This window comes from Flavobacterium sp. (assembly GCF_040382755.1).
Classification (GTDB): Bacteria; Bacteroidota; Bacteroidia; order Flavobacteriales; family Flavobacteriaceae; genus Flavobacterium.
Genome location: NZ_JBEIET010000003.1, coordinates 1 through 22,384 on the forward strand (window position 1 = coordinate 1; position 22,384 = coordinate 22,384).

General features: G+C 31.5%; 25 protein-coding genes. 14 read left to right on the forward strand and 11 right to left on the reverse strand.

The annotated features are described in order from the left end of the window. Nucleotides 1–4: 4 nt before the first annotated feature. From ettA to holA, 5 genes are all read right to left on the reverse strand, one after another. Nucleotides 5–1,696 (reverse strand): energy-dependent translational throttle protein EttA, encoded by a 1,692-nt coding sequence (gene ettA, locus ABWO04_RS00680; RefSeq protein WP_353076537.1) that lies wholly within the window; start codon nucleotides 1,694–1,696, stop codon nucleotides 5–7. 117 nt (nucleotides 1,697–1,813) lie between these two features. Then, nucleotides 1,814–2,857, reverse strand: coding sequence for a formylglycine-generating enzyme family protein (locus tag ABWO04_RS00685; RefSeq protein WP_353076538.1), 1,044 nt, complete (start codon nucleotides 2,855–2,857; stop codon nucleotides 1,814–1,816). A gap of 89 nt (nucleotides 2,858–2,946) precedes the next feature. Beyond that, complete coding sequence (locus tag ABWO04_RS00690) at nucleotides 2,947–4,503, reverse strand: arylsulfatase (protein WP_353076539.1); 1,557 nt, start codon at nucleotides 4,501–4,503, stop codon at nucleotides 2,947–2,949. A 202-nt stretch (nucleotides 4,504–4,705) separates the two neighbouring features. Further along, nucleotides 4,706–4,888, reverse strand: a complete 183-nt coding sequence (locus tag ABWO04_RS00695; RefSeq protein WP_291241358.1) for a CAL67264 family membrane protein — start codon at nucleotides 4,886–4,888, stop codon at nucleotides 4,706–4,708. 74 nt (nucleotides 4,889–4,962) lie between these two features. Beyond that, nucleotides 4,963–5,964 (reverse strand): DNA polymerase III subunit delta, encoded by a 1,002-nt coding sequence (gene holA, locus ABWO04_RS00700; protein ID WP_353076540.1) that lies wholly within the window; start codon nucleotides 5,962–5,964, stop codon nucleotides 4,963–4,965. A gap of 54 nt (nucleotides 5,965–6,018) precedes the next feature. Here holA and ABWO04_RS00705 point away from each other — a divergent pair, with 54 nt between their 5' ends. From ABWO04_RS00705 to ABWO04_RS00735, 7 genes are all read left to right on the forward strand, one after another. Continuing rightward, nucleotides 6,019–6,474, forward strand: a complete 456-nt coding sequence (locus ABWO04_RS00705) for a type I restriction enzyme HsdR N-terminal domain-containing protein (RefSeq protein WP_353076541.1) — start codon at nucleotides 6,019–6,021, stop codon at nucleotides 6,472–6,474. Between the two features lie 14 nt (nucleotides 6,475–6,488). Next, nucleotides 6,489–7,478 carry a glycosyltransferase family 2 protein gene (locus tag ABWO04_RS00710; RefSeq protein ID WP_353076542.1) on the forward strand — a complete coding sequence of 330 codons (990 nt, stop codon included), beginning with the start codon at nucleotides 6,489–6,491 and terminating at the stop codon, nucleotides 7,476–7,478. A 121-nt stretch (nucleotides 7,479–7,599) separates the two neighbouring features. Beyond that, the gene (locus ABWO04_RS00715) at nucleotides 7,600–8,457 is read left to right on the forward strand and encodes an OmpA/MotB family protein (protein WP_353076543.1); all 858 of its coding nucleotides are present in this window, start codon (nucleotides 7,600–7,602) and stop codon (nucleotides 8,455–8,457) included. Between the two features lie 432 nt (nucleotides 8,458–8,889). Next, nucleotides 8,890–9,195, forward strand: a complete 306-nt coding sequence (locus ABWO04_RS00720; protein WP_353076544.1) for a TIGR04104 family putative zinc finger protein — start codon at nucleotides 8,890–8,892, stop codon at nucleotides 9,193–9,195. Nucleotides 9,196–9,225: 30 nt separating this feature from the next. Next, complete coding sequence (locus tag ABWO04_RS00725; RefSeq protein WP_353076545.1) at nucleotides 9,226–9,402, forward strand: hypothetical protein; 177 nt, start codon at nucleotides 9,226–9,228, stop codon at nucleotides 9,400–9,402. A 164-nt stretch (nucleotides 9,403–9,566) separates the two neighbouring features. Next, entirely contained in the window at nucleotides 9,567–9,860 is a 294-nt protein-coding gene (locus tag ABWO04_RS00730; RefSeq protein WP_353076546.1) for a type II toxin-antitoxin system HigB family toxin, read from the forward strand. Nucleotides 9,861–9,863: 3 nt separating this feature from the next. Then, nucleotides 9,864–10,220, forward strand: a complete 357-nt coding sequence (locus ABWO04_RS00735) for a helix-turn-helix domain-containing protein (protein WP_353076547.1) — start codon at nucleotides 9,864–9,866, stop codon at nucleotides 10,218–10,220. Between the two features lie 65 nt (nucleotides 10,221–10,285). On the opposite strand, the gene arsB is transcribed toward ABWO04_RS00735, so the two are convergent. The 4 genes from arsB to corA form a co-directional block, all read right to left on the reverse strand. After that, nucleotides 10,286–11,320 (reverse strand): ACR3 family arsenite efflux transporter, encoded by a 1,035-nt coding sequence (arsB, locus tag ABWO04_RS00740; RefSeq protein WP_353076548.1) that lies wholly within the window; start codon nucleotides 11,318–11,320, stop codon nucleotides 10,286–10,288. Between the two features lie 6 nt (nucleotides 11,321–11,326). Next, entirely contained in the window at nucleotides 11,327–11,935 is a 609-nt protein-coding gene (locus tag ABWO04_RS00745) for a low molecular weight phosphatase family protein (RefSeq protein ID WP_353076549.1), read from the reverse strand. 17 nt (nucleotides 11,936–11,952) lie between these two features. Continuing rightward, nucleotides 11,953–12,276 carry an ArsR/SmtB family transcription factor gene (locus ABWO04_RS00750; RefSeq protein WP_353076550.1) on the reverse strand — a complete coding sequence of 108 codons (324 nt, stop codon included), beginning with the start codon at nucleotides 12,274–12,276 and terminating at the stop codon, nucleotides 11,953–11,955. Nucleotides 12,277–12,366: 90 nt separating this feature from the next. After that, the gene (gene corA / locus ABWO04_RS00755; RefSeq protein WP_353076551.1) at nucleotides 12,367–13,431 is read right to left on the reverse strand and encodes a magnesium/cobalt transporter CorA; all 1,065 of its coding nucleotides are present in this window, start codon (nucleotides 13,429–13,431) and stop codon (nucleotides 12,367–12,369) included. A gap of 88 nt (nucleotides 13,432–13,519) precedes the next feature. On the opposite strand from corA, the gene ABWO04_RS00760 reads away from it, so the two are divergent. Together ABWO04_RS00760 and hutI are read left to right on the forward strand one after the other, a co-directional pair. Continuing rightward, nucleotides 13,520–14,107 carry a transposase gene (locus ABWO04_RS00760; RefSeq protein WP_353076552.1) on the forward strand — a complete coding sequence of 196 codons (588 nt, stop codon included), beginning with the start codon at nucleotides 13,520–13,522 and terminating at the stop codon, nucleotides 14,105–14,107. Nucleotides 14,108–14,395: 288 nt separating this feature from the next. Beyond that, nucleotides 14,396–15,637, forward strand: coding sequence for an imidazolonepropionase (gene hutI, locus ABWO04_RS00765; RefSeq protein WP_353076553.1), 1,242 nt, complete (start codon nucleotides 14,396–14,398; stop codon nucleotides 15,635–15,637). Nucleotides 15,638–15,844: 207 nt separating this feature from the next. On the opposite strand, the gene ABWO04_RS00770 is transcribed toward hutI, so the two are convergent. Continuing rightward, complete coding sequence (locus ABWO04_RS00770; protein ID WP_353076554.1) at nucleotides 15,845–17,515, reverse strand: RluA family pseudouridine synthase; 1,671 nt, start codon at nucleotides 17,513–17,515, stop codon at nucleotides 15,845–15,847. A 291-nt stretch (nucleotides 17,516–17,806) separates the two neighbouring features. On the opposite strand from ABWO04_RS00770, the gene ABWO04_RS00775 reads away from it, so the two are divergent. Together ABWO04_RS00775 and rlmH are read left to right on the forward strand one after the other, a co-directional pair. Then, a complete protein-coding gene (locus ABWO04_RS00775) occupies nucleotides 17,807–18,523 on the forward strand; it encodes a YebC/PmpR family DNA-binding transcriptional regulator (protein WP_353076555.1) in 717 nt (238 codons plus the stop codon). Nucleotides 18,524–18,589: 66 nt separating this feature from the next. Continuing rightward, nucleotides 18,590–19,063 carry a 23S rRNA (pseudouridine(1915)-N(3))-methyltransferase RlmH gene (gene rlmH, locus ABWO04_RS00780; RefSeq protein WP_353076556.1) on the forward strand — a complete coding sequence of 158 codons (474 nt, stop codon included), beginning with the start codon at nucleotides 18,590–18,592 and terminating at the stop codon, nucleotides 19,061–19,063. A gap of 49 nt (nucleotides 19,064–19,112) precedes the next feature. Here the strand turns inward: rlmH and folP are convergent, their stop codons facing one another. Beyond that, nucleotides 19,113–19,934 carry a dihydropteroate synthase gene (gene folP / locus ABWO04_RS00785; protein ID WP_353076557.1) on the reverse strand — a complete coding sequence of 274 codons (822 nt, stop codon included), beginning with the start codon at nucleotides 19,932–19,934 and terminating at the stop codon, nucleotides 19,113–19,115. A 47-nt stretch (nucleotides 19,935–19,981) separates the two neighbouring features. Between folP and ABWO04_RS00790 the strand changes: the two genes are divergently transcribed. The 3 genes from ABWO04_RS00790 to ABWO04_RS00800 all read left to right on the forward strand — a co-directional run bounded on the left by ABWO04_RS00790 (nucleotide 19,982) and on the right by ABWO04_RS00800 (nucleotide 22,340). After that, nucleotides 19,982–20,524, forward strand: coding sequence for a DUF1599 domain-containing protein (locus tag ABWO04_RS00790; protein WP_291241336.1), 543 nt, complete (start codon nucleotides 19,982–19,984; stop codon nucleotides 20,522–20,524). Between the two features lie 185 nt (nucleotides 20,525–20,709). Then, nucleotides 20,710–21,807: a MauE/DoxX family redox-associated membrane protein gene (locus ABWO04_RS00795; RefSeq protein ID WP_353076558.1), complete on the forward strand. Its 1,098-nt coding sequence runs from the start codon at nucleotides 20,710–20,712 to the stop codon at nucleotides 21,805–21,807. Between the two features lie 41 nt (nucleotides 21,808–21,848). Then, the gene (locus ABWO04_RS00800) at nucleotides 21,849–22,340 is read left to right on the forward strand and encodes a TlpA family protein disulfide reductase (RefSeq protein ID WP_353076559.1); all 492 of its coding nucleotides are present in this window, start codon (nucleotides 21,849–21,851) and stop codon (nucleotides 22,338–22,340) included. Nucleotides 22,341–22,384 lie beyond the last annotated feature (44 nt).

The window sequence follows — 22,384 nt, forward strand, 5'->3', positions numbered from 1 at the left end:
AAAATTATCTGATTAATTTCTTGTATTTAATTCGAGTTGGGGTAACATCTTTACCTAATCGTTTGCGTTTGTTTTCTTCGTATTCCGTAAAACTTCCTTCAAAACTGTATACTTGTGACTCGCCTTCAAAGGCTAAGATATGCGTACAAACACGGTCTAAGAACCATCTGTCGTGCGAAATAATTACGGCACAACCTGCAAAGTTTTCTAAACCTTCTTCTAAAGCACGAAGCGTGTTGACATCTAAATCATTTGTTGGCTCATCTAAAAGCAATACGTTTCCTTCTTCTTTTAACGTCATAGCTAAATGCAGACGGTTTCTTTCTCCACCAGATAAAGTGGAAACTTTTTTGTTTTGATCACTTCCGCCAAAATTAAAACGAGATAAATACGCACGAGAGTTAACTTGACGGCCACCCATCATAATTAATTCTTGTCCATCACAAAAGTTTTCCCAAAGCGTTTTATTTACATCAATATTCGAGTGCGATTGATCCACATAAGCAATTTTTACCGTTTCACCGATATCAAAAGTTCCGGCATCTGCTTTTTGTTCGCCCATAATCATTTTGAAAATGGTAGATTTACCAGCGCCATTCGGACCGATAATTCCAACAATACCGGCTTGTGGCAATACAAAATTTAAATCGTCGTATAATAATTTATCGCCAAATGCTTTCGCAACATTTTTGGCTTCAATTACATTGGTTCCTAAACGAGGCCCATTAGGAATATAAATTTCTAATTTCTCGTCTAATTCTTTTTGATCTTCATTTAATAATTTATCGTAATTCTGTAAACGTGCTTTTTGTTTGGTCTGGCGACCTTTTGCGCCTTGACGTACCCAATCTAATTCTCGTTCTAAATTTTTTCTTCTTTTAGAAGCTACTTTTTCTTCTTGAGCCATTCGGTTCGATTTTTGCTCTAACCAAGATGAGTAATTTCCTTTCCACGGAATACCTTCACCTCTATCTAACTCTAAAATCCAACCCGCAACGTTATCTAAGAAATATCTATCGTGCGTAACGGCAATTACCGTTCCTGAATATTGTGCTAAATGTTGTTCTAACCAAAGTACAGATTCGGCATCCAAGTGGTTGGTTGGCTCATCTAATAACAATACATCCGGTTGTTGCAATAACAAACGACATAAAGCCACACGACGTTTTTCTCCACCAGACAACACATTAATAGGTGTTTCAGGGTCTGGCGTACGAAGTGCATCCATTGCGATTTCTAACTTAGTATCGATTTCCCACGCACCGCAAGCATCAATTTTGTCTTGTAATTCCGCTTGACGATCCATAAGTTTTTCCATTTTTTCTGGATTCTCATAGACTTCAGGCAAACCAAAATCGTCATTAATTTTATTAAATTCGGCTAATAATTCAAACGTTTCAGCAGCGCCTTCACGCACAATATCTATAACCGTTTTTGTTTCATCTAAAATTGGCTCTTGTTCTAAATAACCAACGGTGTAACCAGGTTGAAAAACCACATCACCTTGATAATTTTTATCAACTCCTGCAATAATTTTCAATAAAGATGATTTTCCAGAACCATTAAGTCCTAAAATTCCAATCTTCGCACCATAAAAGAAACTTAAATAAATATTTTTTAGTACTTGTTTATCTGCTCCTGGATAACTTTTACTCAATCGTTGCATTGAGAAAATTACTTTCTTATCGTCTGACATTTTTCTTTAAGTATTATTTTAAAATTATTAAATCATAAACGCAAATATATCGAATTTATACGATTTAGTTTATAAATAAAAGCGAAAATACTTTTCTATTTAATCAAGAAAATATTTTTATTTTTTTGACTTAACACATCTAAATCCAATATGACTCATTCCAGAATCGTATGAAATACCTTGTCGTCCACTCGGTTTAAAATTGCTACAATATTCTATACTGCATAAATATGAGCCTCCCTTAATTACATGTTTTATGGCATTTGGATCAAATGGATCAAATGTTTTCATTGGTCCTGATGGATTTTTTGAAATGGGAGCTGAATGACAACAAGATTGACAAAACTTTGGTACTTCATAAAAGTCAGCGCACAGTTCCCAAACATTTCCAATCATATCATATAAACCATAATTGTTCTTTGGAAAAGATTTAACAGGAGCTGATAATAAAAACCCATCGGATTGTATATTGTTATAAGGAAAATCTCCTTGAAAATAATTAGCAAAAAAAACACCATCCGGATTTAGTTCGTCACCCCAAGCATATTGCTTTTGCTGCATTCCACCTCTTGCTGCAAATTCCCATTCTGCCTCTGTGGGTAATCTTTTTTTTGCCCATTTGGCATATGCTTGAGCATCTTCAAACGCTATTTGGACTACAGGATAATTTTCTTTTCCATTAATTGAACTATCAGGACCAAATGGATGTTTCCAATTAGCGCCTTTACACCACTTCCACCAACGTGTGTTTGAATCTAATGGCACTGGATTAGTGGGTGGAGAATAAATTAACGAACCCGGTTCTAAGTCTTCTTCTGATGGTTTAGGCGTACCTGGTGGAAGTATTTTCTTTAATTCTTCCCAATTTATTTTACGCTCAGCAACCGTAACATAACCTGTTTCATTACAAAATTTCTCGAATTGAGCATTTGTAACTTCCGTTTCATCCATCCAATAACCATCAACTTTTACAAATTGATAAGGTAAAGCATCATTTGTATTACTTTGTTTATCAGAACCCATGGAAAAAGTACCTCCTGGAATCCAAATCATTTTAGGCGTTTCGATTTTATTTTGAATTACAGATTCAATTTTATTTTTGTTATTACTTACAAATAACAACATAATGAAAACAAAAATACTCGTACTTATTTTAATCATTTACATAATATTTTAAAGGATGCATTAATTTAAAAAATAAATGATGTCTTGCAAATCACTACAAGACATCATTAAAAATATTTTTAGTTTTATTGATTGCTTCCTTTTGTAACAGCCTCCATTACACGATTAAGATTGAATGTACCTGGCTTTTGACGTGGTGGAAATTCTTTAAAACTTTGTAACCATTGTCCGATATAACTTGCAGCAGGCGCTACCATATACATGTGCTCTAAGTACCATTTATTGTATCCCATTCCTATATCTGAAGCCAATTCAAATGGATCCATTCTTAAGTTGGTTAACATAGGAGCTCTCAACTCTTCAAAAGGTTGAAGCCAAACATGCATTCCATGCGCTCTTTGAACCAAGAAAGTTGCTTTCCAATTATTATATCGTAAGGCAGCAACACTTCCACCATCTGTCCAATAAATGAATTCTTTTCTTGGCCAAACTTGCTCACCTTTGAAAGCTGGTAATAAATTATAACTATCTAAATGAACTTTGTAGTTTGTACCATTAATATTTTTTCCTTTTTTGAAATCATCACTTAAATTCGTATCGCCTAAAGCACCTGCAAAAGTGGCAAACATATCTTCATGTGAAGCAATATCATTAATAACAGTTCCTGGTTTAATTACACCCGGCCATTTAATCATTGTTGGTACTCTGTATCCACCTTCCCACTGTGTATTTTTTTCACCTCTAAACATAGTTGTTCCTCCATCAGGCCATGAAAAAGATTCTGAACCATTATCTGTAGAATACATAATGATTGTGTTTTCATCTAAACCTAATTCTTTTAACTTGTCTAAAATTAAACCAACTTGTCGATCATGTTCAACCATACCGTCAGCATAAATTCCTAAGCCAGTTACTCCATTTTTTTCTTCTTCTAAGTGTGTAAAAATGTGCATTTTGGTACTATTCCACCATAAAAAGAAAGGTTTGTCCTCTTTTTTTGCTTTTTCCATAAAAGCTATGGCTTTTGCATTAACCTCTTCGTCAATGGTTTCCATTCTTTTTTTAGTTAATGGTCCCGTATCAGAGATTCTTCCATCTGCAAAACTGTGAATTACACCACGAGGTCCAAATTTTTTCTTGAATGCTGGATCTTTAGGATAATCTTCATTTTCTGGCTCCTCTTCTGCATTTAAGTGGTATAAATTACCGAAAAATTCATCGAATCCATGAGCAGTTGGTAACATGCTATCTTGGTCTCCCAAGTGATTTTTTCCAAATTGCCCAGTTGCATATCCTTGCGATTTCAAATAAGTAGCAATGGTTGGATCTTCTTTTTTCATTCCTTCAGGGGCACCTGGTAAACCAACTTTAGTTAAACCAGTTCTTATAGGTGATTGACCTGTAATAAATGCAGCTCTTCCTGCGGTACAACTTTGTTGACCATACCAGTCTGTAAACAAAGCTCCTTCTGAAGCAATTTTGTCAATGTTAGGCGTTTTGTAGCCCATCATACCACGATTGTAAGCACTAATATTGAATTGACCAATATCGTCTCCCCAAATAACTAAGATGTTGGGTTTTTTGTTTGTTGATTTTGATTTTTGAGCTACTAATGAATAACTCATAGATAACTGAAGCAAAACAGTTAAATAGGCAATGTTTTTAATTCTTTTGGTAAACATAAACTTGGGGGTTTAATTAATAAATTTTAAAAATTTAAAATTACAAATTGTAATAAAAAAAACAAATTTATTTTTTCAAGTTTTATTTTTAATCAAAAAAATGGCTGGTTATGGAACAAAAAATGAGTTAATTAAATTATTAATAATAACAAATAAAATAATAATTTAAAATCTAAAAAAAATGAATATTGAATTAACAAAATTACATTCTTCCTTTTAAAGCATTGAACACCCAGGCGTTAGCAAAAAAACCAATTCCTACCGCTCCAAAGCCCCAACCTGCCACATCATCATATCTGTATATTGCTAAACTAATTATTATTACACCCATAATAATCATAATACCTGTAGCCCAAGCTAAAACTGTATTTTTATTCATTTTTATTGTTTTTTAATCCCTTTTGGGTTGCAAATATCGTGATTTTTTATAATTTTTAGTAACTATACTTCTTTATTTAATTAGTTGAAAATTTTATAAACTAACTCCTTCAACATATCATCTTCTTTCATCGAACCAGAACCTACACCTTTGCTTTTTACATCCATATCACGAATGATTTCAATAATTTGACTCACTTTTCGCATCGGATAATTTTTACTTGCTGTAGCATATTCATCCATAAAAAATGGATTGACGCCCAATGCTTTTGCGGCATTGAATTTTGATTTATCTTTTAATCCGTGATATTGCAACAATTGAGCAAAAAAAGTAAACATTTGACCGCTAACAACAACTAATGGATTGTCTTTTGGATTTGCCGCAAAATTATGAATGATTGTATAAGCTTTTTGCTGATTTCTCGTTGCTAAAGCCGATTTTAGTTCAAACACATTATAATCTTTACTAAACCCAATGTTTTCTTCAATGTTTTTTGGTGTAAAAATATGACCTTCAGGAAAAACAATTTTTAGCTTTTCCAATTCGTTATTAATTTTTGCTAAATCTGTTCCTAAAAATTCGGCTAACATAGCGGCTGCTTTAGGTTCAATTCCGTAATTCTGACCTTTTAGCACTTTAACAATCCAATCTGGAACTTGATTTTCGTATAATTTTTTACTCTCAAACCAAACGCCTTTATCTTTTATGGTTTTAAATATTTTTTTTCTTCCATCTGGTTTGTCTCTGTATGCAAAAACCAAAATAGTAGTATGTTGCGGATTCAAGGCATACGACTCGAATTTATCAAATGTTTTAGATAAATTTTGCGCTTCTTTCACAATCACCACCTGATAATCTGCCATCATAGGAAAGCGTTTTGCTGTTGACACAATTTCTTCTACAGTGGTATCTCTACCATACAAAACCACTTGATTAAAGGATTTTTCGTCTTCAGTAAGTACCGAACTTTCAATTAAATCTGAAATCCTATCTATATAATAGGTTTCTTCCCCACATAAAAAATAAATGGGTTTGTAATTTTTAGATTTAATATCGTTAACTATTTTTATTACTTCAGTCAAAATATGTTGTTTTGATAATTTGTTTATTCGTGGATTTGATTATACATTCGCAAGATGCAAAAGTTACATTTTCCATCGTATTCTTTTCGTTTCAAAAATAGTGAAAATAAAGTTGCTATTTTTGATGAAATTAGAAAAAAATTTGTGGTGCTAACTCCAGAAGAATGGGTTAGGCAGCACACGATTCAGTATTTAATACAAGAATGCAAGTATCCAAAATCGCTTATAAACGTTGAAAAACAAGTAAAAATTAACGGAATGAGCAAACGTTATGATATTGTAATTTTCAATTCGGATGGTAGTATTTTCTTGGTGGTTGAGTGCAAACAACCTGATGTAATGATATCTCAAAACACATTCGACCAAATTGCTCGGTATAATTTTACTCTAAAAGCCACTTATTTAATGGTAACGAATGGATTAAATCATTATTTTTGTCAAATGGATTTTGAAAACGAAAAATATACTTTTTTAAAAGCGTTACCTAACTATAATCTAAAAATCCAATAATCTAAGAAGTCTGAATGAAAACAGCCGTAGTTATCTTAAATTGGAATGGTGCAAAATTATTGCAGCAATTTTTGCCTTCCGTGCTTCAGTATTCTGGGGATGCTACTATTTATGTAGCGGATAATGCCTCTACAGATACTTCTATTGCCGTGTTGAAAAACGAATTTCCTTCTGTAAAAATTATTGAAAACGCAGGAAATTACGGATTTGCAAAAGGATATAACGAAGCACTAAAATGTGTAGAAGAACCTTATTATGCTTTAGTGAATTCGGATATTGAAGTAACTGAAAATTGGCTGCAACCTATAGAAGCAATTTTTAATAACGAACCAAACACGGCTATAATTCAACCCAAATTATTAGATTATAAAAAAAAGACGTACTTTGAATATGCCGGAGCAGCTGGTGGATTTATAGATAAATATGGGTTTCCGTTTTGTAGAGGTCGAATTTTTGATACTTTAGAAGAAGATTTGGGTCAATATGATACCGAAACTGAAATTTTTTGGGCAACAGGCGCTTGTTTTTTTATAAGAAAAGAGGTGTTTAGAAGTTTACAAGGATTTGATGGTGATTTTTTTGCACATCAAGAAGAAATTGATTTGTGTTGGCGTGCCAATAATGCAGGACATACTATAAAATACTGTCCTACTTCTGTAGTGTATCACGTGGGTGGTGCAACTTTAAACGAAGCCAATCCAATGAAAACATTTTTGAATTTTAGAAATTCATTATTGATGTTAACTAAAAATCTTCCAAAAGAAAAACTGGTTCCAATCATTTTTATCCGTATGTGTTTAGATGGCTTAGCAGGTGTTCAATTTATATTTCAAGGGAAATTCAAACATACTTTTGCTATTTTAAAAGCACATTTTTATTTTTATCATCTAATCGGAAGAAATCTAAAGAAAAGAAACAACAGTCAAAAAACAGCTTATTATTACACAAAATCTATCGTCTGGAAGTACTTTGTTCAGAAAAAGAATACTTTTAATATAATTTAGAAAATAGAATATAGACTTTAGACGTTTGACTCATCAATAATGCTAAAAAAAACTTAAATTTTACGGCTCAACCTACTTTGGTATGATTTTTTCTATTTAACTTTGTAAAAAATATATTTCAATGAAAAAAATATTAATTTTAGCAGCCATTATTCCTTTTGTACTTACTTCGTGTGTGTCAAGAAAGAAATTTGCTATGCTTGAAGCTAGAGAAAAAGCGACTCAAGATTTACTTAATACAGCAACTGTAAAATTAAACAGCTGTTTGGATGAAAAAGAAAAATTAAATACAGACAACACCAGTTTAGCTACACAGTTGGAGTATTTAAAGAAAACAAATTCGGATTTGATGATTATGTCTAAAGACATGGCTATTTTATCTGCTAAAGGTTCTGAAAATTTGGAAAAATCTTTAGAGAGTTTGAAAGAAAAAGATTTAAAAATTACCCGTTTACAAGATGCTTTAACTAAAAAAGACAGCGTAACATTAGCGTTAGTTACAAGTTTAAAACGTGAAGTTGGTATAGATGATCCAGACATTAATATTAATGTAGAAAAAGGTGTGGTAATGATTTCTATAGCAGATAATTTATTATTTAAATCTGGAAGTTTTGAAGTAAATGCTAAAGCTAAAAACGTATTGGCTAAAGTAGCAAAAGTAATTAACAGCAAGCCTGATTTTGAATGTATGGTAGAAGGCCATACGGATAATGTACCTTATAAAAGTGCTGTTTTATTAGACAATTGGGATTTATCTGTAAAACGCTCAACAGCTATTGTACGTGTGTTACATAACGACTTAGGTGTGAATCCAAAACAATTAATACCAGCCGGAAGAAGCTCTTATGTACCATTAGTGGCTAACAATACAGCAGCTAACAAAGCTAAAAACCGTAGAACACGCATTATTATAATGCCAAAAATTGACCAGTTTTACGATATGTTAGAAAAAGAAATGAAAAACTTAGGGAAAAAGTAATTCTCAAAACATAGATTTTAAAAAGCGACTTTATAGTCGCTTTTTTTTGTTTCAAGATGTTTGAATAACCCAATACCTTTTACCCAAAACCCTATACCTTTTACCCTTCACCCCAAACCCATTTTGTAGAAATCATTCTACAAAGAAGTTTGAAAATGATTTAATATATTTGGGTTAGAGAAATATAAGAAATAATATTTCGCATATTTACAAAAAAACATATGTGTTTTAGGAGTTTTGTTCGGTATTCCTTCGGTAGTTGTTCGGAAGGGCTTCGGTAAAATAGGGGTTTTACCGAAGTGTTACCGAAGGAATACCGAACAAAACCCGAACAAAACTAAATTAAAACCAGACTAAATTAGTTAGGTTTATTCCCTCAGAAATGATCCTTTAGGGTGTAAAGTGAAATATAAAAATAGAAAATATAAAAAAATGAAAACGTGCGAAAAATGTAAAACACCATTTTCTTTCAGGATTATTTATAAATCATTCTGGGGAGGATATAAAAACTTTGCTTGTACAAATTGCCAATCGCATTACAATTTCAACTTCAAAGACAGATTAATTGGCGGTTTAGTTGTTGGGCTTTCTACTTTTATTTCTGTTATAATTATGAATTCTTTTGTGTTAGAGATTATATCGAAATTAAGTTTGGGGTTAGTTGTAATGGTAGTCTCAGTGATATCCTTAAGTGCTTTGAGTACTTCACTTTTTTCATTTGAACTTGATAAAAAATAAAATAAATAGCAGTAAAATAAACCTAGAAATATGAGATATACTATACTTACAGAATCATCAATGTGGTCAACTGACACGTTAAAACAAAAAGTAGAAAGAATACTTAATGAAAAAACCAGAGACGGCTATGAAATTGTTTCAGTAGCTTTTGGAGTAAATATCTGGTGGTTGCCAACAGCATTTATTACATTAAGAAAAAATTATTAACAAATCGCAGCGCAAATTTATTTCTAAAACCAAACTAATTAAAAAAGAAATATAGTTGCCAAAAATTGCACAATATTTGTTAAACGGTTCAAAAAGTAAAATCTATAAATTAAAAACAAAATAAATTCCCAAATTGGGAATTTATTTCTAAATTTGTAAAAAAATTGAGAGTAATTGCTAAGAAGATACTAAGAGATTTTTGGGAAAAACACAAAGATTGTGAACAACAATTAAAAGTGTGGTTTCACGAAGCAGAAAAATCTGAATGGGAAAATCCGAACCAAATAAAAGAGGAATATCCAAGCGCAAGTATTCTGAATGATAATCGAGTAATATTTAATATCAAAGGGAACAGTTACAGGTTAGTTGTGAAAATAAGCTACGAATACAAAATGGTTTGGATTCGATTTATTGGAACTCACGCAGAATATGATAAAATTAACTCTAACACAATTTAGATTATGAACATACAACTTATAAAATCAGAAAACGATTACAATCAAGCCTTGAAAAGACTTGAATTAATCTTTGATGCAAAAAAAGGAACGGAACAAGGTGACGAATTGGAAGTTTTAGGAATGTTAATTGACCAATATGAAAACGAACATTTTCCAATTGAATTACCAGATCCAATTGAAGCCATAAAATTCCGAATGGAACAAATGGGGTATAATCAAAATGATTTGGCTAAAATACTTGGATTCAAAAGCCGTGCCAGTGAAGTGTTAAACCGAAAAAGAAAATTATCGTTAGAAATGATTCGACAATTACATATTGGTTTAAATATTCCAACTGATGTTTTAATTCAAACCTATTAACAAAAACAGCAACAACGCAATTAGTAAACCAAAAGCGTTTAAAAAAGTAAACGTAACATCAAATTTTACTTATTAAAATACTTTTTTCGCAACCAAAAAGCTACATTCACTAAAATAATTAAAGCGGGTACTTCTACTAACGGACCTATGACACCTGCAAAAGCTTGTCCGCTATTAATACCAAAAACACCTATAGAAACGGCAATCGCCAACTCAAAATTATTCCCCGATGCTGTAAAAGATAACGCTACCGCATCACGGTAATTAGCCCCAATTTTTTTAGACACAAAAAACATCAAGAAAAACATAATCGCAAAGAAAATAACTAACGGGATGGCTATTCTAAGCACGTCCAAAGGTAAATCTACAATCATTTCGCCTTTCAAACTAAACATAACTACAATTGTAAAAAGTAACGCAATTAACGTTATTGGAGATACAAAAGGGATGAATTTTTGATTAAAGAAGGTTTCGCCAATATATTTTTTTATGGCATACCTACTAACAAGTGCTAACCCAAAAGGAATGCCCAAATAAATTCCGACGGTTTGTGCAATTTCTACAATGGTTATATTTAATTGCAAACCTTTAATGCCAAACAACGGCAACATAATCTCAAGATAAAAATAGGCATACAAACTAAAGAAAAACACTTGCAGCAAACTATTAATACCAATTAAACCAGCGGTTAATTCACGATTGCCCTCGGCTAATTCATTCCATACGATTACCATAGCGATACAAGGTGCTAAACCAATAATAATTAAACCCGTCATATATTCTGGATAGTCTTTTAAGAAAAAAGTCGCCAACAAAAACATTAAAAATGGACCTACTATCCAAGTTATAAGAAATGAGGCGGTTAGTAATTTTGGTTTTTCAAACATTTTAGGCACTTGCGAAAAATCGATTTTAGTTAAAGGCGGGTACATCATTAAAATTAATCCAATAGCCAAAGGAATATTCGTAGTTCCCGAAGAAAACGAGTTAATAAAATCAGCTGAATCTGGTATAAAATAACCAATGGAAACACCAATTAGCATCGCTAAAAATATCCAAAGTGTTAAAAATCGGTCTAAAAATCCTAATCTTTTTTTCATTTTGATTTAGTTTATTTGAGAAAACACAAAATACATTTCCGAAGCAATTTGTAAGCTTCGTTCTGCGTATTTTTCGTTCATTAATTCGGTGCCATCAAAAGCTTTTGGATCTTCATATTTGATTGGAAATCGAGATTCTGCACCAAAAACCATAGGACAACCTTCATCGGCATTGTTGCAAGTCATAATGGCTGAGAAATTGGTTTTCGGATTAAATTCATCGAAATACGTTTTAGAAAAACAAATGATGGAATGTTGATTTTCGTCAAATTTTACAGCATACACAGGATTTTCTGTATCTGAAATTTTTTGAATTTCAAATCCTTGATTTGTTATGGTTTCAGCCACTTTTGGAAACATAGCTGTAGCTTCCGTTCCACCAGAATAGCAAAAAACATTTTTTATATTGAAATGAAACGCCATAGTTTGTGCCCAAATTTGCGACAAATGACTTCTTCGAGAATTGTGTGTGCAAATAAAATTCAAACGAATTTCTTCTTGAAGATTGACTTTATTTTGAATGTAATCCACTAAGGGTTTCAAAACTGCTTGTCTTTCACTCGAAACAGTGATTTTTTTTATAATTTCAATGGTTTTTGATAGATTTTCAAACATATTTTTCGCAATTTAATTTAACAACATTTGGCATCTAACTTAATATACATTCCCATAAAATAACGTCCAATAGATTCAAAAACGTCTTTATTCAAACAATAACAAATTGATTTTCCTTCAATGGTACCTTGAATGATATTGGCATTTTTTAATTCTTTTAAATGCTGAGAAATGGTAGGTTGCGCCAATGGTAATTCATTTACAATATCGCCACAAATACAGGTATCTACTTTTAGTAAATACTGAATAATAGCTACTCTGGCAGGGTTTGCCATAGCTTTTAACAAATTAGCAATTTCGTTTTGTTCTGTTGTAAAGGATTCAGATTTTGTAATTCCCATTGTTTCATATTTATATATTGCAATATTACGATAATAATATGACTAAAAAAATGTTTTGTAATAAAACAGAAACATTTTAGGTGAATTTATTTAAAACCAATTTTTTCTTTTGAAATAAATTATCATAGATACAAACAATAAAAACATACCGGTTACCACATAAAAATAACCATACTTCCAATGTAATTCGGGCATATTATCGAAATTCATTCCATATACACCCACAACAAACGTTAACGGCATAAAAAATACAGAAACTACAGTTAAGGTTTTCATTACTATATTCATTTTATGACTTTGCAACGAAAAATAAAACGAAGAGGCACTTTCCAACGAACTTAAATCGGCATCAATCTGATCTAAAAGTTCCAAACATTTTTGATGTAAACGAGAAAAAAACGAATAATTTTCAACTGTAATGACATTAAAAACATCATCATCTTTCATACTTTTTATAGAATATAAAGAATCGCGAAGTGGTACAATAGAACGACGTAAAAAGTTTAAATTATCTCTATGATGTTCAATATCTTCTAAAATATTCGGATTGGGTTTGGTCTTGATTAAATCAATAACCGTATCAATTTTATGTTCCTCGCTTTCTATGGTAATATAAAAATTTTCCATAACGGCGTCAAGAAGAAGATATAATAAATAATCGACTTTTCTATCTCTAACAATTCCAGCTTGTTGTCGCATTCTTTCTCGAATATGAAGGAAAAAATCACTTTTTTTCTCCTGGAACGAAAACAAGAAACCATCACGTAAAATAAAACTTATTTGTTCTACATCAATACCATTAGAATCTGGAAGTAAGGACTTAATATTAAAAAATAGGGTATGATTGTACTCCTCAACTTTTGATCGTTTCAGAATATTTAAAATATCACCTAAAATAAAATCATCAATATTAAATTTTATGCCAATTTCCTTAATTAAGGTAATGTCCGACAAACCGTGCAAATTAATCCAATTGTTTTTAGTCGCATCCAAATGTTTGTCTAATTGAGATAGTTTTATATCCTCAAATTCAGATAATACGTCAGAATTGTACACAAATAATTGCATTTTAGGAGCAATATTTTCGTGTTTACCTGTATACTCTATTAGAGTTGGTATAACTTTTCGACCTTTTTTGTATAATAGTTTTCGCACTTTATTTTAAATAAGTATTTTTACCTTTTACAAATATAACTAAATAACCTAAAAGGTTTCAAAAACCTGTTAGGTTTAAATAATAAAAATGAATCAAGATAAATTTGAAGCTGGTGTAACGTATCATATTTTCAATAGAGGGAATAATAAAGAAAATATATTCTTAGAAACGGACAACTATACTTATTTTTTAGGTTTAGTAGAAAAATATTTATTACCTATTTGTGACATATATGCATATTGTTTATTAAAAAATCATTTTCACATAATATTGAGAATTAAGGACATTGAATACTTACCAGAGAATATAATTAATAAATTACACTTGCCTTTTTCGAATTTATTCAACTCATATTCAAAAAGTATAAATAAAAAATATAATAGAACTGGAAGTTTGTTTCAAGAGCATTTAAAAAGAAAAAAAGTTGAAAGCGAAGAATATTTAATACAACTAATTGCTTATGTTCATCTAAATCCATCAAGTCATAACCTAATTGATGATTTCAAAAAGTATAAATTTTCATCATATAATGCATATATAACAACTAAAAAATCTAAAATAAGTAAAGAGTTCATATTTAGTTTAATTGATTTTGATAATTTTGAATATTGGCATAATGAGAAATATCTGATGAACAAAATAAATGAAGAGGTACTAAAAGGAATGGAAATGTAAAATAATCGTTCAAATGAGTTATAAAATAAAATTAAGCAAATCAGACCTAACAGGTTTCAAAAACCTGTTAGGTCTTTAAAAAATAAATTTCATCATTATAAACATAAAAAAATAACTCCAAATGAGAGAAACTAAAATTTAATGAGAAATATCTGATGAACAAAATAAATAAAAAAGTACTTAAAGGAATGGAAATGTAATATAATCGTTCTATATAAGTTAAAAGAAAGCAAGGAAATCAGACCTAATAGGTTTCAAAAACCTGTTAGGTCTTTAAAAAAATTAAATATGCAAACCATAATTATAAATATAAAACAATTACTCCAAGTTAGAGAAACTTCAATTAAAAAGGTTTCCGGTTCGGAAATGGCGCATTTACCCATTTTAGAGAATGCTTTTTTAGTTTTGGAAAATGATCTTATTTCTGATTTTGGTTTGATGGAAAATTGTCCAGAATTAGAAAAAGCATCAGTAATTGATGCTACCGGAAAAATTGTAATGCCAAGTTTTTGCGACAGTCACACCCATATTGTGTATGCCGGAAATAGAAGTGGTGAGTTTGTAGATAGAATAAATGGGTTGTCATACGAAGAAATAGCCATTCGTGGCGGTGGAATATTAAATTCGGCAAAGAAATTAAACGAAACATCTGAAGAAGAAATTTACAACCAATCTAAAATACGTTTGGAAGAAGTCATTTCTCAAGGTACAGGAGCTGTTGAGATTAAATCTGGTTACGGATTAACCGTAGAAGGCGAATTAAAAATGCTGCGCGTAATTCAAAAACTAAAAGAAAACTATCCAATTGCGATAAAATCGACATTTCTTGGTGCACACGCTTTTCCAACGGAATACAAAGAAAATCATCAAGGTTACATTGATTTGATAGTAAACGAAATGTTACCCAAAATCGCAGCAGAACATTTAGCCGATTATATTGATGCTTTTTTAGAAACGGGTTATTTTAGTGTTTCTGAAACCATACAAATTATGGAAGCTGGCAAAAAATATGGTTTAAAACCAAAAATTCACGTAAATCAGTTTACAGCAATTAACGGAATAAAAGCGTGTGTAGAAAATGGAGCTTTAAGCGTTGACCATTTGGAAATTGTTACTGAAGAAGATATCGAAATTTTAAAAGGTTCTAATTGTATGCCAGTGGCTTTACCAAGTTGTTCGTATTTTATTTCGATTCCTTATACACCTGCACGACAAATGTTGCATGCTGGTTTACCTTTAGCCTTAGCTTCAGATTTTAATCCAGGAACAACGCCTTCAGGAAATATGCATTTTGTGGTTGCTACGGCTTGTATCAAAATGAAAATGACTCCAGAAGAAGCTATAAATGCAGCGACAATTAACGGTGCCTACGCAATGGATTTAAGTGAGTCGCACGGGAGTATAACTAAAGGCAAAAAAGCCAATTTGATTATTACAAAACCTTTACATAGTTATTACGAAATTCCGTATTGTTTTGCTACGAATTTGATTGATAGTGTTTGGTTGAATGGGGAAATATTTAACCGCTAAGTTCGCAAAGATTGCGCAAGGCTCGCATAGTTGTTTATTGTAAAAATATTCAATAAAATTGACCTCAACGTTTGTCGCTCTGAAAGAGTATCAACATTATTCATTAAAAAGAATCAATACGAGATGCTTTCAGCATAACAAACTGGCGTAAACAATAGAACTTAGCGAGCCTTGCGAAAAACCTTGCCTCTTTGCGGTTAAACAAACCTAAAACTCCGCTTCCACCAAAATCTCCATAATTTCCTTTGAAATCGGATGTTCAAACTGAATATATTCGGCGTGCAAATGCAATCTATCGGCTTTCGTACCATATAAATCGTCGCCAAAAATAGGCGTATGAAGTCCTAAACTATGAGAAGCGTGTACACGTAATTGGTGCGTTCGCCCCGTAATCGGATAAAAATGAACTTTCGTTTTACCATTTTTAACTTTAATGGTTTTCCATTTGGTTTGTGCCGATTTTCCGTGTTCGTAACAAACCAATTGCCTTGGTCTGTCCTCTAAATCTACTCGCAAAGGCAAATCAATATATCCGTGAGATTTTTCCAACAAACCATCTAAAAGTGCCACGTAACGCTTTTTTATCGTTCTATTTATAAACTGACTTTGTAATTGTACGGCTATAGCTTCATTTTTCGCGATAAGCATAATTCCAGACGTTGACATGTCCAATCGATGTACAATTAAAGGACCTGTGGCATCCGGATATTTTTCCTTAATTCGAGTATAAACTGAATCTGAAATGGTTTTTCCTGGAACAGATAAAAACTCGGTAGGTTTATTGATTACTAACATCACTTCATCTTCATATACAATTTCAATATCTTTTCCTGCTGCGTGATTCATAATAAATGGATTTTCTTCCATTTCTAAACCATTAAGCATATGTCCCATTAAAATGGGTTCGCATTTACTTTTACAAGACGGGTAAAATTGCTTGTGTTGTCGTACTTCTGAATTTGGCGATTGTCCCCACCAAAATTCTGCCATACAAATGGGCTTTAAATCATTCTGAAAAGCATAATGCAATAACTTTGGTGCGGCACATTCTCCAGCTCCTGCAGGCGGATTATTATTAAAAATTTCACCTAAACTTTTCGTTTCTTTATATTGATTAAAAAACGAATATTCCGCAAATAATTTTTGTTGCAATTGTGACGATTTTGCTTTTCGAACTTCTTTTAACTGATCGATTTCAGTAGTAAATACGGTAACTTTTTCTTCTAAAGCTTGTAAAGTCAATTTCCAATATTTGGTCATTTTTTTCAACACTATACTTTCTTGCTTACTGGCTTCGGATAATTCTAAATTAAGCAATTGCACATCTGATTCGCTTAATGTAGTTTCCAGTTGATTTCGCTTTTCGTCTCGAAGAATTTTCTGCTCTTTTATTCGTGTTTTTTGTTGTTGCAATTCCGTTTCTGCTTGAATTTTAGCTTGGTTAAAATGTTCTAACGTGTTCAAATAATTGACATTTTTTTCTAAATTTTCAATTTCACGATTGTACGCATTAAGTAGTTCTTCCTCTTTTCTAAAAAAACTATTTTCGGTTAACATATCAAAAACCGTAGGAACAAAATACTGATGATGATTTTCATTCGCTAATTTACCTGAAAACGCCCATAAATAGCCTAAATCACCTTTTTTATTTTGACAAACCAAAACACCAAACATTTTTCCAATAACTAACCCGTTTTGAGTGGCATCTAAACCAAAATTATGATCAAAATTAGTTTGAGTTGCTAAATAATCTTGCAAAGAAGTTGCCGCAATTTCACTCAATTTATGTGGTTGATAATAAAACGGAAACGTAAATTTTTCAGGCAAAGAAATTCCTGAAATATCGGTTTTAAAAAGTTGAAAAAAATCGTTTTGCATAGGACAAAGATAAAGTAATAGAGTTGTAAAACCAATTAGACTATATCTTCAATATTAATTTTTAAATGTTTGCCACGAATTTTCGAATTAAATTTTGAATATAAAATTTGTTCATCTTTGATGAAATTCGAATTAAATCGAATCTATATGAAGTTAAATTCGTGAATTCGTGGCAAAACTAAAAAGACTAGTGGAATTAAAGACTTAAACCATAAAAAAAACACTCAAACATTTTTTTTTACTACTTGCTTATTTTATTTTTGCACTTATATATAAAAACCAAAACGAGAAATGGGAAGAGCGTTTGAATTCAGAAAAGGAAGAAAAATGAAGCGTTGGTCGGCAATGGCTAAAGCGTTTACCAGAATTGGTAAAGATATTGTAATGGCAGTTAAAGAAGGGGGTCCAAACCCAGATGCTAACTCAAGATTAAGAGCCATCATACAAAACTCTAAGGCGGTAAATATGCCTAAAGAAAACGTAGAACGCGCTATTAAAAAAGCTACAGACAAAGACACCGCAAACTATAAAGAAATTTTATTTGAAGGGTATGCACCACACGGAATAGCGATTTTAATTGAAACCGCTTCTGATAACAACAACAGAACGGTTGCAAATATTAGAAGTTATTTTAATAAATGTAATGGTACAATGGGGACGCAAGGTTCAGTTGAATTTATGTTTGACCATACTTGTAATTTCCGAATTCCTGCTGCCGGACAAGACATTGATGAATTAGAATTAGAAATGATTGATTTTGGTGTAGAAGAAATTTTCGCTGATGATGAAGATGGAATATTAATGTACGCCCCTTTTGAAAGTTTCGGAGCCATTCAGAAAGAATTAGAATCAAGAGGCTTAGAAATTTTATCTTCTGGATTTGATAGAATTCCTCAAGTAACTAAAGAATTAACACCAGAACAAGTAGCTGATGTTGAAAAATTATTAGAGAAAATTGAAGAAGACGATGATGTGATGAACGTGTTTCATACTATGTTGGAGAATTAGTATCTAAACGTAAACTATTTAAAAACTTCAGAGCAATCTGGAGTTTTTTGTTTTAAAAAACTCGATATGAACATCAAACTTATCGCCATAGGCAAAACAGACAATAAAAATCTAAACGCTTTAATTGAAGAATATACCAAGCGATTGGGATTTTATATTAAGTTCGATTTAGAAGTAATTCCGGATATAAAAAACGTAAAAAATTTATCGGAATCTGAACAAAAAACAAAAGAAGGGCAACTTATTTTAGGAAAATTAGCACCAACCGATCAATTAATTTTATTAGACGAAAATGGTAAGGAATATACTAGTGTTGGATTTTCTGATTTTTTACAAAAGAAAATGAACTCTGGAATTAAAACGTTGGTGTTTGTAATTGGAGGACCTTACGGATTTTCAGAGGAAGTGTATCAAAAAGCGCAAGGAAAAGTCGCTTTATCTCAAATGACTTTTTCACATCAAATGGTGCGATTATTTGTAATTGAACAAATTTATAGAGGGTTTACTATTTTGAATAACGAACCGTATCACCATCAATAAAAATTTTAGATTTACGTTTTTAGATTTACGAATTCTGACAATCCCAAATCTAAAATCGTAAATACAGCTTCACGCACTCCACCGCTTCTTTTACATCGTGAACTCTTAAAATATTCGCACCTTTTTGTAAACAGAACGCGTGTAAAAAAGTTGTTCCGTTTAATGCTGCTTCTGGTGCCGTTTCTAATGCTTTATAAATCATTGATTTTCTTGAAATGCCTGCTAAAATAGGTAAATCGTGAAATTGTAGCAGTTCTAAATTCTGTAGCAATTCGTAATTTTGTTCTAAAGTTTTCGCAAATCCGAATCCAGGATCGATGATGATGTCGTTTAAACCAAAACGTCTCGCTTTTGCAATTCGTTCTGAAAAGTAAAAATTCATTTCTTTTAGTAAATCCTCATAATTGGCTAAACTTTGCATTGTTTTGGGCGTGCCTTTCATATGCATCATAATATACGGAACTTGCAATTTAGCGACTGTTTCTAACATATTTTCATCTAACAAACCAGCAGAAATATCATTAATCAATGCTGCACCATTTTCGATGGCTTGTTTGGCTACTTCACTTCTAAAAGTATCAATAGAAAGCAAAATATCCGGGAATTTTTCTACTAATAACTTTACAACAGGTATTACTCGATTCAATTCTTCTGTTTCAGAAACAAAATCAGCTCCAGGTTTACTCGAATAGCCACCTAAATCAATAAATGTAGCACCTTCTTGAAGCATCTTTTCTACCTGAAATACAACAGCATCAGCATCGGTAAGTTTTCCACCATCAAAAAATGAATCTGGCGTTACATTAACAATACCCATTACTTTAGGTGTTGATAAGTTGATGAGTGTTCCTTTACAGTTTATTGTTGACATCGTATTTTTTACTTATATTTGAAGTTTGATACAAATATAAAATAATAATGAGCAATACCTCACAAGAATACGACAAAGTTATAGCTGTTTGCAGAGAATTATTTACAAAAAAAGCGCACGATTATGGTACGGCTTGGCGTGTTTTACGTTTGCCTTCATTAACAGATCAAATATTTATTAAAGCGCAACGTATTAGAAGTTTACAAGAAAATGACGTAAGAAAAGTAGATGAAGATGAAACGTCAGAATTTATTGGTATTATCAATTATTGCGTGATGGCTTTAATTCAAATGGATAAAGGAATTGCTTCTCAACCTGATTTATCTGCAGATGAAGCGATAAAATTATTCAATCATAAAATTGAAATCACGAAAGAACTTATGGAAGATAAAAATCACGATTATGGGGAAGCTTGGCGCGATATGCGTGTGAGTTCACTAACGGATTTGATTATTCAAAAGTTATTACGTGTGAAACAAATTGAAGACAACCAAGGAAAAACATTAGTTTCTGAAGGTATTGATGCCAATTATCAAGATATGATAAACTATTCGGTTTTTGCTTTGATTTTGATGAAATTTGGTGAGTAATTGTTTCACAGAGATTCGCAATGTTAATCGCAAAGACACACAAAAAATTACATTTAAAAATCTCTGGAAATACAATAACATTTCATTAACAACAGGTATCAATTTACTAACTTATATTTGATAAATTAAAAAACTCAGTGAAGCTCTGTGTAATCTTTGTGTAACTCTGCGTAACAAATAAAAAAATGAACAAAAAAAATATATCTTGGACATTAAGAATAGTTATTGCTTTACTTTTTATAGTTTCAGCAATTGCGAAAATATCTAAAGGATGGATTTCTGATTTTCCATTTATCGATTTTTCTCCCTATTTTGCTATTTCTACTTTTGAAGTCAAACAACTTTTAACTTTAGGATTTTCAGAATCACTTGCACCCTATTTTTCAAGAATTTTAATTGGAATTGAATTTGCTCTTGGCTTTTTAATGCTAAGCAATCATTTCTTAAAACGCATTACCATTCCTGCAACAGTGGGTTTGTTGAGTGTTTTTATCATTCATTTGAGTTATGTTACTTTTTTAAGTGGCGGAAATTCAGGGAATTGTGGTTGTTTTGGCGAATTAATTCCAATGACTCCTATTGAAGCTATTATTAAAAACATCATCGCAGTTGGATTATTAATTTGGTTATGGAAAATTTCAGAAAACGATAAAAAATCGAATATTTGGATGTTAACCAGCATCACTTTAAGTTGCATATTAGGATTATTTATGTTGGCTCCGATGAAAGCGAGTTCAGTTTCAATTTCAAATAGTATTGATAATATCAATATTTCAACTGATACAATATCAAAACTAACGGATTCAGTAAAAATCGAGGAAATTAAAACCATAGATTCATCGAAAGTAAAAACAGATAAACCGGTTGAAGAAATCAAAAAAGAAGTAGGTCCAAAACAAGCGGTTTCGGGGTATTCCGACTTATATGCAGATATTGATAAAGGTCAAAAAATATTGTGTTTTTTCGTACCTGGTTGCGAACATTGTAGAGATGCTGCAAAAGACTTAAACGCTTTACAAAAAAAACATAAAGATTTCCCTGAAGTACAAATTGTATTTATGGATGAAGAAGCGGAAAAAATTCCAGATTTCTTTAAATACGCTGGAAAACAATTCCCACATAAAGTTATAGACATCATTCCTTTTTGGACGAAATTAGGTTCTGGAAAAGACACACCTGGTGTAGTATATTTACACAACGGAAACGTGATTAAATTTTTTGACGGTATTGCCGAAAAAGCATTTAACAGTAAAGCATTAGAGAAAGTTATATACAAAAAATAAAATTCCAAATAACAAATAACAAATTCCAAATAACAAATTCAATGAAAAAAATCTTAGCTACATTAGCATTAGGACTTGGGTTAACATCTTGCCAAGCACAAACTGAATTTTCAAAAGAAAGTTTAACTGCAAAATTAATCAACTCTGAAAATCAAGGCATTACTTTTGAAGAAATTTTAAAACAAAATCAAGGTAAAACCTTGGTAATTGAAGTTTGGGCTTCGTGGTGTGGTGATTGTGTTAAAAATATGCCTCAGGTTAAGGATTTAAAAGCCAAATATCCAGAAGTGGCTTTTGTAAATTTATCTTGTGATAAAACCTTTGATGCATGGAAAAGTGGCATTGAAAAGCACGAGGTTACGGGCGAAAATTATCTAATTCCAGATGGAATGAAAGGTGAATTTGGAACTTCAATTAAGTTGGATTGGATTCCGCGTTTTATTGTAATTAACAAAGAAGGAAAAATTGTTTTATTCCGCGCCATCGAAAAAGACTTTGATAAAATCATTGAAAGTATAGAAGCATCTAAATAAAATATCATAAACAAAAGAAGCCTTATTTATTATTAAAACACAGA

Bases quoted from the DNA above. Each gene is read 5' to 3' on its own strand.
- ettA (WP_353076537.1), bottom strand. From the start codon at position 1,696: ATGTCAGACGATAAGAAAGTAATTTTCTCAATGCAACGATTGAGTAAA.
- ABWO04_RS00685 (WP_353076538.1), bottom strand. From the start codon at position 2,857: ATGATTAAAATAAGTACGAGTATTTTTGTTTTCATTATGTTGTTATTT.
- ABWO04_RS00690 (WP_353076539.1), bottom strand. From the start codon at position 4,503: ATGTTTACCAAAAGAATTAAAAACATTGCCTATTTAACTGTTTTGCTT.
- ABWO04_RS00705 (WP_353076541.1), top strand. From the start codon at position 6,019: ATGCAAAAGTTACATTTTCCATCGTATTCTTTTCGTTTCAAAAATAGT.
- ABWO04_RS00710 (WP_353076542.1), top strand. From the start codon at position 6,489: ATGAAAACAGCCGTAGTTATCTTAAATTGGAATGGTGCAAAATTATTG.
- ABWO04_RS00715 (WP_353076543.1), top strand. From the start codon at position 7,600: ATGAAAAAAATATTAATTTTAGCAGCCATTATTCCTTTTGTACTTACT.
- ABWO04_RS00720 (WP_353076544.1), top strand. From the start codon at position 8,890: ATGAAAACGTGCGAAAAATGTAAAACACCATTTTCTTTCAGGATTATT.
- ABWO04_RS00725 (WP_353076545.1), top strand. From the start codon at position 9,226: ATGAGATATACTATACTTACAGAATCATCAATGTGGTCAACTGACACG.
- ABWO04_RS00735 (WP_353076547.1), top strand. From the start codon at position 9,864: ATGAACATACAACTTATAAAATCAGAAAACGATTACAATCAAGCCTTG.
- arsB (WP_353076548.1), bottom strand. From the start codon at position 11,320: ATGAAAAAAAGATTAGGATTTTTAGACCGATTTTTAACACTTTGGATA.
- ABWO04_RS00745 (WP_353076549.1), bottom strand. From the start codon at position 11,935: ATGTTTGAAAATCTATCAAAAACCATTGAAATTATAAAAAAAATCACT.
- ABWO04_RS00750 (WP_353076550.1), bottom strand. From the start codon at position 12,276: ATGGGAATTACAAAATCTGAATCCTTTACAACAGAACAAAACGAAATT.
- ABWO04_RS00760 (WP_353076552.1), top strand. From the start codon at position 13,520: ATGAATCAAGATAAATTTGAAGCTGGTGTAACGTATCATATTTTCAAT.
- hutI (WP_353076553.1), top strand. From the start codon at position 14,396: ATGCAAACCATAATTATAAATATAAAACAATTACTCCAAGTTAGAGAA.
- ABWO04_RS00770 (WP_353076554.1), bottom strand. From the start codon at position 17,515: ATGCAAAACGATTTTTTTCAACTTTTTAAAACCGATATTTCAGGAATT.
- ABWO04_RS00775 (WP_353076555.1), top strand. From the start codon at position 17,807: ATGGGAAGAGCGTTTGAATTCAGAAAAGGAAGAAAAATGAAGCGTTGG.
- rlmH (WP_353076556.1), top strand. From the start codon at position 18,590: ATGAACATCAAACTTATCGCCATAGGCAAAACAGACAATAAAAATCTA.
- folP (WP_353076557.1), bottom strand. From the start codon at position 19,934: ATGTCAACAATAAACTGTAAAGGAACACTCATCAACTTATCAACACCT.
- ABWO04_RS00790 (WP_291241336.1), top strand. From the start codon at position 19,982: ATGAGCAATACCTCACAAGAATACGACAAAGTTATAGCTGTTTGCAGA.
- ABWO04_RS00795 (WP_353076558.1), top strand. From the start codon at position 20,710: ATGAACAAAAAAAATATATCTTGGACATTAAGAATAGTTATTGCTTTA.
- ABWO04_RS00800 (WP_353076559.1), top strand. From the start codon at position 21,849: ATGAAAAAAATCTTAGCTACATTAGCATTAGGACTTGGGTTAACATCT.